Origin of the sequence: Mucilaginibacter sp. (assembly GCF_965225845.1) — a bacterium.
In the GTDB taxonomy this organism is placed as follows: domain Bacteria; phylum Bacteroidota; class Bacteroidia; order Sphingobacteriales; family Sphingobacteriaceae; genus Mucilaginibacter.
The window spans coordinates 56,856-73,255 of sequence record NZ_CBDDBL010000002.1 but is presented as its reverse complement, the minus strand read 5'-3'; the positions used below and the strand labels follow the sequence as shown (position 1 = coordinate 73,255).

Below are 16,400 nucleotides of genomic sequence, written 5' to 3'. Positions count from 1 at the left end.
AATGCTTTACAGAGCTTTCATTGTGTACCTCGGAAAAGAAACCTGTGTACCTTATTGTGTACCTCTTTATCTCCAAAACAAATAGGTGTAAAACAAAAAAGCCTCTAATCTTGCGATTAAAGGCTTTCTTTTTTACTCAGGTAGCGGGAGCAGGACTCGAACCTACGACCTTCGGGTTATGAGCCCGACGAGCTACCAACTGCTCCATCCCGCACTGTTTTTGTTATTATAACTCTTAGTTCATAACTACTAAAAGTGTGCCATCTAAACCAAAAATGCAATTTACATCCTGTTTAAATTGGACTGCAAAGATATAATTCGTTTCTTTGCAGTCCAAATATTATTTCATTTATTTTTTTATGGCCCACAGAGCAGGATTTGTAAGTATAATAGGTAAGCCAAATGCAGGTAAATCAACACTGATGAATGCACTCGTGGGCGAAAAAATGTCCATCATCACCCCAAAGGCGCAAACAACCCGTCACCGTATTTTAGGTATTGTTAATGAAGAGGACTACCAGATCGTGTTTTCTGATACACCCGGCGTTATCAAACCGCACTATGCTTTACACGAAAGCATGATGCACCAGGTTGATGGTTCTATTGTTGATGCCGACCTGATCCTTTTGGTTACCGACATCTACGAAGAATACGATGAGGAGGACGTGTTGAAGAAATTATCAGGTACACAGGCTCCCGTTGCGGTGTTGATCAATAAGGTAGATCAATCCGACGAAGAAACGGTAAAGGCAAAGGTTGAATTTTGGAAAGAGAAATTAAACCCAAAAGTGATCTTCGCGATATCAGCCTTAAAAGATTACAACGTGCTTGCGGTAATGAACTTTGTAATTGAGCACTTGCCCGAACATCCGCCATACTATGAAAAGGACGCGCTGACGGACCGTAACGATAGGTTTTTTGCTTCGGAGATGATTCGTGCGCAAATCTTTAAACAATACAAAAAAGAGATCCCATACAGCAGTGAGGTAATTGTTACTGCCTTTGTTGAGGGGGAAACGCTGCACCGAATCAGTGCCGAAATTATTGTGGAGCGCGATTCACAGAAAAACATATTGATCGGCAAGGACGGCAGCATGCTCAAAATTGTAGGCACTTACGCCCGCCGCGATATGGAAGAATTCTTCCAGAAGAAAGTGTTCCTGGAAATGTTTGTTAAAGTTATACCCGACTGGCGCAGCAAAAAAAATTACCTGAAAAAATTTGGGTACGAATAAGAAAGATTTGAGATATTAGATATGAGATTGGAGCCCTTTGGTTTCGCATCTGATTACGCTAATATCTTGTTTTATATATCGATGTTGATTTGAATGTGAAGTAAAACTCATATATCAAGTCTTACATCTCACATCTAATAAAAAATGAGCAATATAGTAGCCATAGTGGGCAGGCCTAACGTAGGTAAATCAACTTTATATAACCGTTTAACCGAGAGCCGCAAGGCTATTGTTGATGACGTAAGCGGCGTAACGCGCGACAGGCACTACGGTGTTTCTGAATGGACACACCACAGCTTTACGGTAATTGACACCGGTGGTTATGTGGCCAATTCTGAAGATGTTTTTGAAGCGGCTATCCGCGAGCAGGTGATCATCGCCATTGAGGAAGCAAGCGTTATTTTGTTTGTGGTTGATGTTACCACAGGCATCACCGACCTGGATGATGAGATCGCCTCATTATTACGCAGAAGCCAAAAGCCGGTATTTGTGGTGGTTAATAAAATGGATAATACCTCGTTGTTAGCAGATTCAATGGTCTTCTATAGCCTGGGATTGGGTGAGTTATACAATATATCATCCATGACCGGTTCGGGTACAGGTGAGTTATTGGACGATGTTGTTAAGCATTTTGATGATGAACCAACTGAACCGAATACCTTGCCAAAGTATGCGATAGTTGGTCGCCCGAATGTGGGTAAATCTTCTATCATCAATTCATTGATCGGTAAGGAACGTAATATTGTTACGCCAATAGCCGGCACAACCCGTGATTCTATCCATATTCATTACAACCAGTACGGTCATGATTTTATGCTCATTGATACTGCCGGGATGCGTAAAAAAACCAAGGTAAAAGAGAATATCGAATTTTACTCGGTAATGCGCACCATCAAGGCTATTGAAGAAGCCGACGTGATCATTCTGATGCTTGATGCTGTTGAAGGTATTGAGTCGCAGGACATCAATATTTTTCACCTTGCCGAGAAGAATAAAAAAGGTATCGTTATCGTAGTAAATAAATGGGATTTGATTGAAAAGAACAATAAAACCATTAAAGTTTTTGAAGAAATGATTCGCGAAAAGATAGCGCCGTTTACTGATGTGCCTATTGTATTTACCTCCGTTACAGAAAAGCAACGCGTGTTAAAGGTGATTGATGTAGCTAACGAGGTTTATGCCAACCGTGCTAAACGCATCCCTACTTCAAAATTAAATGAAGTTATGTTACCTATTATTGAGGCTTATCCCCCACCATCAACCAAAGGCAAATACGTAAAAATCAAATATGCAACCCAAATTGCAGGCTCATCGCCAATGTTCGCGTTCTTTTGCAACCTGCCGCAATATGTAAAAGAACCATATTACCGTTTTGTAGAGAATAAGTTAAGAGAGCATTTCGATTTCCAGGGAGCCCCGGTACAGGTTTGGTTTAGGCAGAAATAGTTTTGATGTGCAAATAACCTTATCTGCACATCTACCTATCTACGCATTGGCACATTCTCTAATCCTGGCTCAAATTTCTAACAGCTTTCTTAAAGCCGGCATCATCATTATTTACCGTTTCGTAGTAGGCCTGGTCGCCCCATTTAAAACGCGCTGCGTAAGCTTTTAATAGCAGCCTGATGGTTTGCTTAGATATAATGATATCGGTAGAATCCATTTCTTTAATAGTTCCTGAAGCATAAATAATAAAATCGTCAAACATTGGCCCGCTTACCGAAAAGTGATTTACAAAGTCTGCCTCATTGGAATATTTATTTAAGGTTGGCTGCATCCTGTCGAGCACATAAGCGGTAAATAGTTGGTTATCGTCAAGCTCCTGTATGAGTTGGGTTTCTTCTGTAGTATCCGCAGGGACAAAAATATCAGGCATAATACCGCCGTGACTGTATACCGTTTTGCCGCTCAAGGTATGATAGGGCGATTGTTTTTTGAACAGGCTGTCATCCATATTGCTTTGCGCGGTAAAAAGTTCGCCTTTTTTCATCCGGTTGGACAGTTCTGCATGGTAATTATCCACTCCCTCAGCGTATGATTTTTGTATCGACCTGCCTGACGGGGTATAATATCTGGCTACAGTAAGGTTTACTGCCGATCCATCATCAAAAGGAAATTGTTCCTGCACCAAACCCTTGCCAAATGAGCGCCGGCCAATAATGGTTGCCCTGTCCAGGTCCTGTAAAGCACCCGCCAATATTTCACTTGCTGATGCCGAATATTCGTCAATCAGTACCGCCATTTTACCTTGCTGAAATACGCCGGAATCAGTAGCGAAATAATCCGTACGTTGTTCATGTGATCCTTTTGTAAAAACGATGAGCTGGCCCTTGGTTAAAAACTCATCAGCCAAGGCAGTCGCGGTATTCAGGTAACCACCGCCATTGCCACGGATGTCGAGGATCAGCTTTTTCATTCCCTTTTGTTTAAGGTCGATCAAGGCATGGCGAAAATCCTTATCTGTAGTGGACGCAAACTTGCTGATCTTTACATAACCTATCGTTGGCGTAGCCATATAATAAGCATCAATGCTGCTTAAATCCACGTAGCCGCGTTTTACGGTAAAAGTTTCTTTTTGCTCGTCGTTTGGTGTTTGTACATTAAAAACCAGTTGTGTTTGCTTTGCATTGGTAAATACGTTGTCTACTTTTTCAGTTGTAAGGTTCGTTCCTGAAAATTTTTGATTGTTGATATCGATGATCGCGTCCCCACTTGCTAAACCCGCCTTTTCAGCCGGTCCGCCGGGATAAACCTGGGTAATAAAAAGTGTATCACGCAATAATTGATACTCAACCCCGAAACCACTAAAACCACCCTCTAATTTATCATGAATAGCCTGTGCTTGTTTGGGCGGCAGGTAGGTAGAGTGCGGATCGAGGTTTTGCAATAAATTATTTGCAGTAACACCCTCAACACTATCTACATTTACAGAATCGACATAATTTTGGCGAACGAGCTGTAGTACTTTTGCGAGCTTATCACTTTGGGAAACGGACTCGCCGAAATATTTTGATGAAAAACTGTTGTCGCCAACAAGCAGGCCGATAGCTACCCCTATCAAAATTAAAATAACAGACCTGAAAATAATGCCGGCGCTTTTTTTCATACCAAACGTGTCGCTCACAAAGTTAGCCAATTGGGGCGATTAGTAGAAGTGAAATTCTTTAACTTCTACTTAATTTGTCATTTTTATTGACTTGATATTTTTGGGTCATCTTAAAAAATAAAAATCTATCCAATCCTATAATCGTGTCCCAATTTTAACCAATTTTGTAAAAACAGCCGCAATGGAATCTACCACCGAAAAAAGCTCGCTATACAATAACCTGGAGCAAATGCCTGTTGGCGACATCCTCCAGAATATAAACGACCAGGATCAAACTGTTCCATTTGCAGTAGCCAAAGCATTGCCGCAGATTGAAAAGCTGGTAAGTATTGTTGCTGAAAGAATGAAATCAGGCGGCAGGTTATTTTACATTGGTGCAGGCACCAGCGGCCGTTTGGGCATTGTTGATGCTTCAGAATGCCCTCCAACTTTCGGTGTGCCATTTGATATGGTTGTCGGTATTATCGCCGGCGGAGATAGCGCAATCCGCAAAGCGGTGGAATTTGCTGAAGATGATGCACAGCAAGCCTGGATTGATCTGCAAGAATATCGTATTAATGAAAAGGATGTTTTGGTTGGAATAGCGGCGTCGGGCACTACGCCATATGTAATCGGCGGGTTAAAAATGGCTAACCAGTATAATATTGCTACTGGTTGCATCGTATGTAATAGTGGCAGCCCTGTAGCGGCAGAAGCACAATACCCGGTTGAAGTAATAACCGGACCTGAATTTTTAACCGGCTCAACCCGTATGAAGGCCGGTACCGCCCAAAAGCTGGTGTTGAATATGCTTAGCACCGCCGTAATGATACAGTTGGGCAGGGTAAAAGGAAATAAAATGGTAGACATGCAGCTAACCAATAACAAGCTGGTTGATCGTGGTATGCGTATGATCATGGCTGAAACTGGCTTGGACGAAGCAACCTCCGCTGATTTGCTAAAAGAACACGGCAGTGTAAGATTAGCGGTTGATGCTTATAAAAAAAAATAGATGTGCAAATATGCTGATGTGCAGATACGCGAATGCTCTAATTGATCCATTTGCATCTCATTAAATAAAATCCGCACATTTGCATATGCGCACATCTGCACATAAAAAAGAATGCACGAAATAGAACCATATTACCGTTGGAGAGATGACTACGTAGCATCAGAGGACGAATTTTCGCCTTTTTATGCTACGCAGTATAGTGAGTTTGAGTTTGATAAGCAGGTATATAACTATTTGCTGCACCCGCAATGGGATTCGTTTGGCTCAAATACCTTATATTTAAAAGTATTGTATGTTGATTATGACATCGGGTATACCATTATTGAGTTTATAGGTGAATGGAACGACGCCATCAACAATGACATTATGCTGATGAAGCGGGAACTGATCGACCTAATGACCGACCAGGGGGTAACGCATTTTATATTAATTGGCGAGAATGTACTAAACTTCCACTCTTCAGACGATTGTTATTACGAGGAATGGTTCCAGGAAGTAGAGGATGGCTGGGTAGCCGGTATCAATTTTCGTGATCATGTGATCGAAGAGTTTAAGCGTAACAATATCGATTACTATATCAACTTTGGCGGAGGACTGGACGAAATGAACTGGCGGGCGTTAAAACCGCTGCAGGTTTTTAAACAAATTGATGAACAACTGACAAAACGGCTTAATTAGCATCGCGGTATAAGATTTGATTAAACCATATAAGAATATTGATATCTATATCATAGATTTAAAAACCGATATTATGCGTGATGGGATTTAATCTCATGTATAAAATCTCACATCTAATATCTAAATTTGTATAACCCAAAAAAAGAAAATAGAATTTTAAAAAATGGAAAGTAATAATCCTAATTACACTTATAATAGTGTAGTACAATTAGATGACAGCGAAACCGCATCGCGCAAGTATTTGGCAAAAGTTTTTGCCTGGATGTTTGTGGCATTGGGCGTTTCGGCATTTACCGCGTTTGAATTTTTTCTTACACCAAGCCTTTTAAGCCTGATCATTGATCCGGTTGCAGGTGGTTTTACAGGTTTAGGCTATGTGGCCATATTTGCGCCGCTTGCTTTCTCATTGGTTATAAACTTTGGCTTTAACCGCTTGTCCTACACAGCAATGGTTGTGCTTTATTTGGCTTATTCAGTAGCTATTGGTATTACTCTTAGTATCTTTGGCTTGATCTACACTTCCGGTTCAATATTCAGCGTATTCCTGAGCGCATCATTAGTGTTCGGTATAATGGCAATAGCTGGTTACAGAACATCAATGGATCTAAGCAAATTCGGCTCTATCCTATTCATGATATTTATGGGTGTATTCGTAGTCAGTTTGGTTAACTTCTTTTTCAGAAGCTCACAGTTAGATTATATCATCAGCTTCCTGTTCGTAGCTATTATGGTTGGTTTAACCGCTTATTATATGCAAATGCTTAAACGAATAGGTGCAGGTATTGAATATGGTAATGAGCAATCGAAAAAGTTGGTAATTATCGGTGCATTTGTACTGTATACCACATTTATAAATCTGTTTATGTCGATGATGCGTATTTTCGGTAGAAGACGCTAATCATAAAAGCAATTATTGAAAGCTGTCTTCGAAAGAGACGGCTTTTTTTATGACAAGAGCGTGAGATAGCATGGTTTTCATCCCTATTGCATATTACCAATTTATTACGCACATTTGCAATGCTTATAGAGAAAGACGGAGGGATTAGACCCTGCGATGTCTTAGCAACCTGTGCTTCACAAGGTGCTACATTCTACTTAACTTAAACACACAGGGTTAGGAAAGATAAGCGAAAGTCAGTTATCGCCCGACTTTTCGATATAAGCTTTTTTTAGTATCAAATAATTAGTATCAAGTAACAAGATTGCGCTTGCATTTGGACTGATGTTTTGAGATCAAATTTGGGTCTTGATACTTGATACTCGCTACTTAGTACTCAACAATGGATATCAGAAAAGAATTAGAAAAACGCATACTCGTAATTGACGGGGCAATGGGCACCATGATACAGCGGTACCAATTGACCGAGGCGGATTTTCGTGGAGAGCGATTTCGTGACCATATATCAGACCTGCAGGGAAATAACGACCTGCTGAACATCACACGGCCCGACGTTATTAAACAAATACATGCCGAATACCTGGATGCCGGCGCTGATATTATCGAGACCAATACCTTCAGCACACAAGTAATTTCATTAGCTGATTATCACCTGGAAGAACTGGCTTATGAGTTGAGCTATGAAGGCGCACGCATAGCCAAAGAGGTTGCTGATGAATACACAAAAAAAAAACCTGACAAGCCACGCTTTGTAGCAGGTGCCATTGGGCCTACGAATAGAACAGCTTCTTTATCACCCGATGTTAACGACCCGGGTTATCGTGCGGTTACTTTTGATGACCTGGCTTCGGCTTATTACGACCAGGTTAGGGGTTTGGTTGATGGCGGTTCGGATATGTTGTTGGTGGAAACCATTTTTGATACACTGAATGCCAAAGCTGCACTCTTCGCGATCAATAGGTATGCTGAAGAATCGGGCAAGCATTTGCCGATCATGATTTCCGGTACGATCACCGATGCTTCAGGGCGTACTTTATCGGGGCAAACCGTTGAGGCATTTTGGAATTCCATCCGCCATGCAAACTTGTTATCCGTTGGCCTGAATTGCGCTTTAGGTGCGAAGGAAATGCGCCCGCATTTAGAGGAATTATCCAATATTGCTGATGTATTTATTTCGGCCTATCCAAACGCGGGTTTACCAAATGAGTTTGGCCAGTACGACGAAACCGCGCATGAAACTGCCCACCAGGTAGATGATTTTATGCAGGCCGGGTTGGTGAATATTGTCGGCGGTTGCTGTGGTACAACGCCCGAGCACATTAAATGTATAGCAGATAAGGCTGCCCAATATCCTGCAAGAAAAATACCTGAAATACAACCTTACATGCGGCTGAGTGGTTTGGAAGCGGTAACGCTGACACCCGAAAGTGTATTTATGAATGTGGGTGAACGTACCAATATTACTGGGTCGCCAAAATTCTCAAAGTTGATATTGGGCGAGGATTACGAAGCTGCCCTAACCGTTGCTTTGCAGCAGGTAGAAGGTGGGGCGCAGGTGATCGACATTAACATGGATGAGGGGATGATCGATTCGGAAGCGGTAATGGTGAAATTCCTGAACCTGGTAGCTTCAGAACCGGATATTGCCAAGCTGCCAATAATGGTGGATTCATCTAAATGGACCGTTATCGAGGCCGGGTTGAAATGTTTACAGGGAAAAGGTATCGTGAACTCCATCTCATTAAAAGAAGGCGAAGAGAAGTTTAAGGAATACGCCCGCAAGATCATGAGTTACGGTGCTGCTACCGTTGTGATGGCTTTTGATGAAGTTGGTCAGGCAGATTCATTAGAGAGGCGTAAAGAGATCTGCCAGCGTTCTTATGATATTTTAGTGAATGAAGTTGGATTCCCGCCACAGGATATTATTTTCGACCCGAACATATTAACGGTTGCAACCGGACTTGAAGAGCACAACAACTATGCGGTTGATTTTATTGAAGCCACCCGCTGGATAAAGCAAAACCTGCCATATGCCAAAGTTAGCGGCGGGGTTAGTAATATTTCGTTCTCGTTCCGCGGTAATAATGTTGTGCGGGAGGCGATGCACTCGGCTTTTCTTTACCATGCTATTCAAGCGGGTATGGATATGGGCATCGTGAATGCCGGTATGCTGGAAGTTTACCAGGAGATTCCGAAGGATTTGTTAGAGCTTGTTGAGGATGTACTATTAAACCGCCGCCCGGATGCTACCGAGCGTTTAGTGGAATTTGCAGATAACATCAAGAGTAAAGGCAAAGTGATCGTACGTGATGAGGAATGGCGTAAAGATCCGGTAGAGAAAAGATTATCACATGCCTTGGTAAAAGGAATTATTGAATACCTGGACGAAGATGTTGAAGAAGCCCGTCAAAAGTATGCCCGTCCCTTAGAGGTGATTGAAGGGCCATTAATGGACGGCATGAATATCGTGGGTGACTTGTTTGGTTCGGGTAAAATGTTCCTGCCACAGGTTGTAAAATCGGCCCGTGTGATGAAGAAGGCAGTGGCTTACCTGCTGCCATTTATCGAACTGGAAAAACAACGTGTTTTGGCCTCTGGCGAAGATACCGCAGCCGACTCGCGCGCCAATGCCGGTAAAATCTTAATGGCTACGGTTAAAGGTGATGTGCACGATATTGGTAAAAATATAGTAGGCGTAGTTTTAGCCTGTAATAATTTTGAAGTGATAGATCTTGGCGTGATGGTGCCCGCACAACGCATTATTGAAGAAGCTATCAAGCAGGAAGTTGACATTATAGGTTTAAGCGGATTGATCACACCATCATTAGATGAAATGGTTCACTTCGCCAAGGAGATGGAACGCCAGAATTTTACCATTCCACTTATTGTCGGTGGAGCAACTACCTCAAGGATCCATGCCGCGGTGAAGATCGCGCCAAATTATTCGGGGCCTGCTATACATGTTTTGGACGCATCGCGCAGCGTAACGGTTTGCAGTAATTTAATGAGCGAAACCGGGCGTGACGAATATATTCAAGGTATTAAAGACGAATACGAAAAAGCACGTGAGGCGCATCTGAATAAAAAATCTGACAAACGTTTTGTGAGTATTGATGAAGCGCGTAAACAGAAATTCGAGATCAATCTGAATGGGATGATGCCACCAAAGCCAAGATTTTTGGGAACAAAGGTTTTGGAAGCTTATCCGCTGGAAGAATTGGTGCCTTATATCGATTGGACACCGTTTTTCCATACCTGGGAATTGCGGGGTAGTTTTCCTAAAATATTTGATGATAAGTTTGTGGGCGATGAAGCCAAAAAGCTTTATGACGACGCACAGGAACTATTGAAAAAAATAGTTAACAATAAGCTTTTACAAGCCAATGGCGTGATTGGTTTTTGGCCTGCGAATAGCGTAGGTGATGATATTGAATTATATACTGATGATACCCGCACGCAGGTATTGACTACCATTTATACGCTTCGACAGCAGGCCGAGAAAGTTAAGGGCGAACCTTGTTATGCCCTGTCGGATTTTATCGCCCCTAAAGAAAGCGGGATCCCTGATTATTGGGGCGGATTCGCCGTAACCACTGGAATTGGTTGCGATGAAATGGTTGCCGAATTTGAAAAGGATCATGATGATTACAACAGCATTATGGCCAAAGCCCTTGCCGACCGCTTGGCGGAAGCTTTCGCTGAAAAGATGCATGAGCTTGTCCGCAAGGATTACTGGGGTTATGCGAAGACAGAACAATTGGATACCGTTGAACTGATCAAGGAAGAATACCAGGGAATCCGCCCGGCACCGGGTTATCCCGCCTGCCCGGATCATACCGAAAAAACAACTTTGTTTGAGCTGCTAAAGGCTGAAGATAATGCCCACATGCATTTAACCGAAAGCTTAGCTATGACACCGGCTGCATCGGTAAGTGGTTTTTATTTCGCGCATCCGCAATCAAGGTATTTCGGGTTGGGTAAAATTAGCAAGGATCAAATTGAGGATTACGCAAAGCGGAAGCGGATGGATTTGGAAGAGGTGGAGAGATGGCTAAGTCCTAATCTTAATTATTAAATGGGAAAGTAAAAAAGCGTTATTGCGAGGGACCAAGCAATCTCTATATTATACATTGCGGATTTGCTTATGTAAAGATTGCTTCGTTCCTCGCAATGACGGTAAAAATATAGAGTTTACACACAACCAAATGAAAATCACGGATCACATAAAAAACGCTAACGGCAAAACCTTATTCTCCTTCGAACTAATACCACCGCTAAAAGGCCATAGTATTCAAGGGATTTATGATGCAATTGACCCTCTGATGGAGTTTAAACCGCCGTTTATTGATGTGACTTCATTACGTGAGGACTTTATTTATAAAGAACACCCAAATGGTTTACTGGAGAAACTGAGCTATCGTAAACGCCCCGGCACAATTGCTATTTGTGCGGCCATTATGAATAAATATAAGGTAGATACCGTTCCGCATTTGTTGTGTGGTGGTTTTACCAAGGATGAAACCGAAAATGGTTTGGTTGATCTGCAGTTTTTGGGTATCGAGAACGTGTTGGTACTGCGTGGCGATGCGCGCCGTGGTGATGCATCATTTGTGCCTACGCCTAACGGGCATAATTATGCTACCGATCTGCTACAGCAGGTAGTGAATATGAATAATGGCATTTACCTGCATGAACATGGCGATGAGAACTTAAAGACTGATTTCTGTATCGGTATTGCGGGTTATCCTGAAAAACATTTCGAGGCACCAAACCTTAAAACTGATTTTAAATACCTGAAGCAAAAGGTTGATATGGGCGCGAATTTCATCGTAACCCAAATGTTTTTCGACAATCAAAAGTATTTTGATTTTGTAAATACTTGCCGTGCCAATGGTATCAATGTGCCGATCATTCCGGGTTTAAAGCCTATTACCGGATCAAAACAGCTCACAGGATTAGCTAAAACTTTCCATATTGATATGCCTGAAGATTTGAGCGATGCGGTACATGCCTGCAAAACCGAAAAAGAAGTTAAAGAATTAGGTATTGAATGGATGATCAATCAATGTAAAGAATTAATAAAATTTGGGGTTCCGGTATTGCATTTTTATACCATGAGTAACCCCGGCCCTACTCAAAAGATTGCAGAAGCAATATTTTAACAGGCTCACATCATATCAATGTCAACCTTATTTTATGTTTCAAACTAATTAATCCGTACTAGGTTTTAAGTTGATACATACAAATAACATGGATTTACAACTTAAAAATAAAATTGCTTTGGTAAGCGGTTCAACCGCGGGTATTGGTTATGCCATTGCGAAAAGCCTCTCTGCCGAAGGTGCAAGCGTAATAGTTAATGGGCGTACACAAGCGCGTGTTGATGCCGCGGTAAAAAACATAAAGGCAGATACCGGTAGCGATAAAGTGACAGGCGTTATTGCTGATTTTTCGAAAGTAGATGAAATTGATGCTTTGATCAGGCAAGTTCCTGAAGTGGATATACTGGTAAACAATGTAGCTATTTTTGATACGAAAGAATTTTCAGCTATTGATGATGCCGGCTGGCTAAAATTTTACGAGGTGAACGTGATGAGTGGTATCCGTTTATCTCGTGCTTACTTTGATAAAATGATAAAAAAGAACTGGGGAAGGATCATTTTTATATCAAGCGAATCAGCCTTGCAGATCCCGGCAGAAATGATCCATTATGGGATGACAAAATCTGCACAACTGGCTATATCACGCGGCTTAGCTGAATTGACCAAAGGAACTAATGTTACGGTAAATGCTGTGCTGCCTGGCCCAACCATGTCAGAAGGTATAGGTAGTTTTATTGAAAGTCTGGCAAAAGATCAAAAGAAAACCAAGCAGCAGATCGAGGATGATTTTTTTAAACACATGCGCCCAACTTCTATCGTACAACGGTTTTTAACAACTGAAGAAATTGCAAATATGGTTACCTACCTGGCGAGTCCATTGGCTGCCGCAACTAATGGCGCTGCTATCCGTGCTGAAGGTGGTGTACTAAAGACGATGGTGTAATTATTATGATACAAGTCTGGGTTTTAAACCCTTACTTGTATTACTTTTACCTTGCACTCGCCTTTCGCGATTAAATTAATAATATTGTGCTATAATTAAATATTATTAGAGATGAAAACAGCGCTGATAACAAGTATAACAGGGCAGGATGGGGCATATTTAGCCGAATTTTTGCTAAAAAAAGGTTACGTGGTACATGGTATCAAACGCAGGTCATCATCTTTTAATACCGATAGGATAGATCATTTATATCACGACCCGCATGAGCCTAATGTGAAATTTAAACTTCATTATGGCGATATGACGGATTCAACCAATCTCATCAGGTTGATCCAGGAAACTCAGCCCGACGAGATCTATAACCTCGCCGCGCAAAGCCATGTAATGGTAAGCTTTGAAACCCCTGAATATACTGCTAACGCTGATGGAATCGGAGTTTTACGAATATTAGAGGCGGTTCGCATATTAGGCCTAACCAATAAAACCCGTATCTACCAGGCATCTACATCCGAACTTTATGGCTTGGTGCAGGCTGTTCCACAAAGCGAAACAACTCCTTTCTATCCGCGCTCACCTTATGCTGTAGCGAAAATATACGGCTATTGGATCATTGTAAATTATCGCGAAGCCTATAATATGTATGCCTGTAATGGCATCTTATTTAACCATGAAAGCCCCGTTCGTGGCGAAACGTTTGTAACCCGGAAAATAACGCGTGCGGCATCAAAAATAGCCTTGGGTTTGCAGGACTATTTATACCTGGGTAACCTTTCAGCACAGCGGGATTGGGGCCATGCGAAAGATTATGTTGAAGCCATGTGGTTGATGCTGCAACAGGATAAGGCCGAAGATTTTGTGATCGCTACCGGCGTTACAACCACTGTTAGGGAGTTTGTGAAAATGGCTTTTGCTGAGTTAGGTATCGAAGTTGAATTTAGCGGCAGGGATCAGTTTGAGAAAGGTGTTATTATCGATATCGAAGAACAGAAAATTAAAGAGTTAGGATTAAATCCTGATGCTTTGCGATTCGGGCAGACCATTGTAAAGGTAGACCCTAAATATTTCAGGCCTACCGAGGTTGATCTATTGATCGGTGATCCATCCAAAGCAAAACAAAAATTAGGCTGGCAACCAAAATATGATTTGCAATCGCTGGTTAGCGACATGGTTAAATCAGATTTTAATTTAGTTAAAAAAGACGATTATTTAAAAAAGGGCGGCTACAAAACGCTTAATTATTTTGAATAGTGGCTATTGTGCATGTATGCAAATGTGCGGAGATGCAGATACTATTTGATTTAGATAATGATTAGTATTAGTTGAGGCAAACTAATGCAGTTTCATTTGCAATTTGCGCATCCACTAATCTGCACATTTATTAAGAAGCTATAATATGCGCGCTGCGTTTTCCGGCCATTGCCTTAACCCGTACAGCAATTGATGCGGCATCATAGCCGGATTCAGCCCAAAGCTCAGGTTGTTCACCATGTTCTACAACATGATCAGGTATACCTAAACGCACAACATCAGCTTTGTATTTATTATCGGCCATAAATTCTAATATCGCACTGCCCATGCCGCCTTCAAGGCAACCATCTTCAACGGTAATTACCTTGTTGAATTTTGTAAACACATCATGCAATAAGGCTTCATCCAAAGGTTTTACAAAGCGCAGATCGTAGTGAGCAGGGTTATAGCCATCAGCATTCAAGCTTTCAGTTGCCTTCACAACTTCATTGCCAATAGTACCTATTGAAATAATAGCAATTTCTTCACCATCACAAACTTTACGGCCTTTACCAACCGGGATAGCTTTCATAGGGCGCTGCCAATCTACCATTACACCATTGCCACGCGGGTAGCGAATCACAAACGGTCCCATATCATCCTGCTGTGCAGTAAACATCAGGTTGCGCAACTCTTCTTCGTTCATAGGAGCTGATACTGTCATATTCGGGATGCAACGCATGTAAGCCATGTCATAAGCGCCATGGTGTGTCGCACCGTCAGCTCCGGCAAATCCGGCACGGTCAAGGCAGAATACTACGTTTAGCTTTTGTATGGCAACATCGTGTATTACCTGGTCATAGGCCCGCTGCATAAAGCTGGAATAAATATTACAGAAAGGAATTAATCCTTGTGTAGCTAATCCTGCAGAAAAAGTCACCGCGTGCTGCTCGGCAATACCTACGTCAAAAGCGCGGTTAGGCATGGCTTTCATCATCAGGTTTAATGAGCAACCTGAAGGCATTGCCGGGGTAATCCCCATTATTTTAGAGTTCTGCTCGGCAAGCTCGATTATGGTGTGGCCAAAAACATCCTGATATTTAGGAGGCTGTGGCTTATCGTATTTTACTTTTTTGATCTCGCCGGTTATCTTATCGAACAGGCCCGGCGCATGCCATTTGGTCTGGTCTTTTTCGGCCAAAGCATAGCCTTTACCTTTGGTGGTAACGCAATGTAATAGTTTCGGGCCGGGTATATCACGAAGGTCATTCAACACTTTAACCAGGTGTTTTACATCATGGCCATCTATTGGACCAAAATATCTGAATTGCAGCGCCTCGAAAAAGTTACTCCGTTTAAGCAAAGTGCCTTTAATGCTTTTCTCTATTTTTTTAGCGATCTTAAAAGCATCAGGCCCCATTGATGAGATCTTTGCCAATACGCCGGCAATATCATCTCTAAAACGGTTGTATGGTTTAGAAGTGGTTATATCTGTTAAATATTCTTTTAATGCACCCACATTAGGGTCAATCGCCATATTGTTATCATTCAGGATAACCAACAGGTTCGAATTTTCAATACCGGCATGGTTCAAGGCTTCAAAAGCGATACCGGCCGTCATGGAACCATCGCCAATTACGGCTACATGCTGCCTGTCGGTTTCGCCTTTGTATTGAGAAGCTACTGCCATACCCAAAGCTACTGAAATGGAAGTAGACGAGTGCCCGACGCCAAAGGCATCATAAATACTTTCTGAACGTTTTGGGAAACCGCTGATACCGCCATACAAGCGGTTGGTATGAAACTGATCGCGGCGGCCTGTTAGTATTTTATGTCCGTAGGCCTGGTGGCCCACATCCCAGACTAACTGGTCGTAAGGAGTATTTAAAACATACTGCAGGGCAACGGTTAGTTCAACAACGCCTAAACTCGCGGCGAAGTGGCCGCCATTTACCGATACAATATCAATAATATATTGGCGCAGCTCCTGGCAAACCTGCTCCAGCTGTTCTTCGCTAAGTTGCTTTAGGTCAAATGGATAGTTTATATTTTGAAGTAAATTCCCGGCGGGTACCTGCATTGCCATGTAAACAAAGTTATAACTTACAAAGTAAGTTATTTTATTATTAAAATTGTTAGGGTTAGTGTAATAAATATTACCTTACCCCACCTGTCTCCTAAGTCGGCATCTCCCACCTGATTTAGTACGAGAATGTGAGA

Annotated in this window: 11 protein-coding genes, 1 tRNA gene and 1 riboswitch; of the genes, 9 read left to right on the top strand and 3 right to left on the bottom strand. The window is 42.0% G+C overall.

Annotated features, from left to right (window positions below; translation table 11 throughout):
- Nucleotides 1-141 precede the first annotated feature (141 nt).
- Nucleotides 142-214: transfer RNA gene (locus tag ACYZ0U_RS04095), tRNA-Met, on the bottom strand.
- A gap of 145 nt (nucleotides 215-359) precedes the next feature.
- Between ACYZ0U_RS04095 and era the strand changes: the two genes are divergently transcribed.
- The gene (era, locus tag ACYZ0U_RS04090; protein WP_461450118.1) at nucleotides 360-1,235 is read left to right on the top strand and encodes a GTPase Era; all 876 of its coding nucleotides are present in this window, start codon (nucleotides 360-362) and stop codon (nucleotides 1,233-1,235) included.
- 144 nt (nucleotides 1,236-1,379) lie between these two features.
- Nucleotides 1,380-2,681 carry a ribosome biogenesis GTPase Der gene (der, locus tag ACYZ0U_RS04085; RefSeq protein ID WP_461450116.1) on the top strand — a complete coding sequence of 434 codons (1,302 nt, stop codon included), beginning with the start codon at nucleotides 1,380-1,382 and terminating at the stop codon, nucleotides 2,679-2,681.
- 58 nt (nucleotides 2,682-2,739) lie between these two features.
- Here the strand turns inward: der and ACYZ0U_RS04080 are convergent, their stop codons facing one another.
- A complete protein-coding gene (locus ACYZ0U_RS04080) occupies nucleotides 2,740-4,341 on the bottom strand; it encodes a S41 family peptidase (protein WP_461450114.1) in 1,602 nt (533 codons plus the stop codon).
- A gap of 181 nt (nucleotides 4,342-4,522) precedes the next feature.
- On the opposite strand from ACYZ0U_RS04080, the gene murQ reads away from it, so the two are divergent.
- From murQ to gmd, 7 genes are all read left to right on the top strand, one after another.
- Complete coding sequence (gene murQ, locus ACYZ0U_RS04075) at nucleotides 4,523-5,332, top strand: N-acetylmuramic acid 6-phosphate etherase (RefSeq protein ID WP_461450112.1); 810 nt, start codon at nucleotides 4,523-4,525, stop codon at nucleotides 5,330-5,332.
- A 111-nt stretch (nucleotides 5,333-5,443) separates the two neighbouring features.
- Complete coding sequence (locus ACYZ0U_RS04070) at nucleotides 5,444-6,010, top strand: hypothetical protein (protein ID WP_461450110.1); 567 nt, start codon at nucleotides 5,444-5,446, stop codon at nucleotides 6,008-6,010.
- A 163-nt stretch (nucleotides 6,011-6,173) separates the two neighbouring features.
- Nucleotides 6,174-6,908 (top strand): Bax inhibitor-1/YccA family protein, encoded by a 735-nt coding sequence (locus tag ACYZ0U_RS04065; RefSeq protein ID WP_461450108.1) that lies wholly within the window; start codon nucleotides 6,174-6,176, stop codon nucleotides 6,906-6,908.
- A gap of 120 nt (nucleotides 6,909-7,028) precedes the next feature.
- Nucleotides 7,029-7,140, top strand: a riboswitch (SAM riboswitch).
- 150 nt (nucleotides 7,141-7,290) lie between these two features.
- Nucleotides 7,291-10,983, top strand: coding sequence for a methionine synthase (metH, locus tag ACYZ0U_RS04060; protein ID WP_461450106.1), 3,693 nt, complete (start codon nucleotides 7,291-7,293; stop codon nucleotides 10,981-10,983).
- Between the two features lie 130 nt (nucleotides 10,984-11,113).
- Nucleotides 11,114-12,070 carry a methylenetetrahydrofolate reductase [NAD(P)H] gene (gene metF / locus ACYZ0U_RS04055; protein WP_461450104.1) on the top strand — a complete coding sequence of 319 codons (957 nt, stop codon included), beginning with the start codon at nucleotides 11,114-11,116 and terminating at the stop codon, nucleotides 12,068-12,070.
- 88 nt (nucleotides 12,071-12,158) lie between these two features.
- Complete coding sequence (locus ACYZ0U_RS04050; RefSeq protein WP_461450102.1) at nucleotides 12,159-12,953, top strand: SDR family NAD(P)-dependent oxidoreductase; 795 nt, start codon at nucleotides 12,159-12,161, stop codon at nucleotides 12,951-12,953.
- A 111-nt stretch (nucleotides 12,954-13,064) separates the two neighbouring features.
- On the top strand, nucleotides 13,065-14,201 hold the full coding sequence (gmd, locus tag ACYZ0U_RS04045) for a GDP-mannose 4,6-dehydratase (protein WP_461450100.1): 1,137 nt from the start codon (nucleotides 13,065-13,067) through the stop codon (nucleotides 14,199-14,201).
- A gap of 130 nt (nucleotides 14,202-14,331) precedes the next feature.
- On the opposite strand, the gene dxs is transcribed toward gmd, so the two are convergent.
- Nucleotides 14,332-16,260, bottom strand: coding sequence for a 1-deoxy-D-xylulose-5-phosphate synthase (gene dxs, locus ACYZ0U_RS04040; protein WP_461453683.1), 1,929 nt, complete (start codon nucleotides 16,258-16,260; stop codon nucleotides 14,332-14,334).
- Nucleotides 16,261-16,400: the final 140 nt, after the last annotated feature.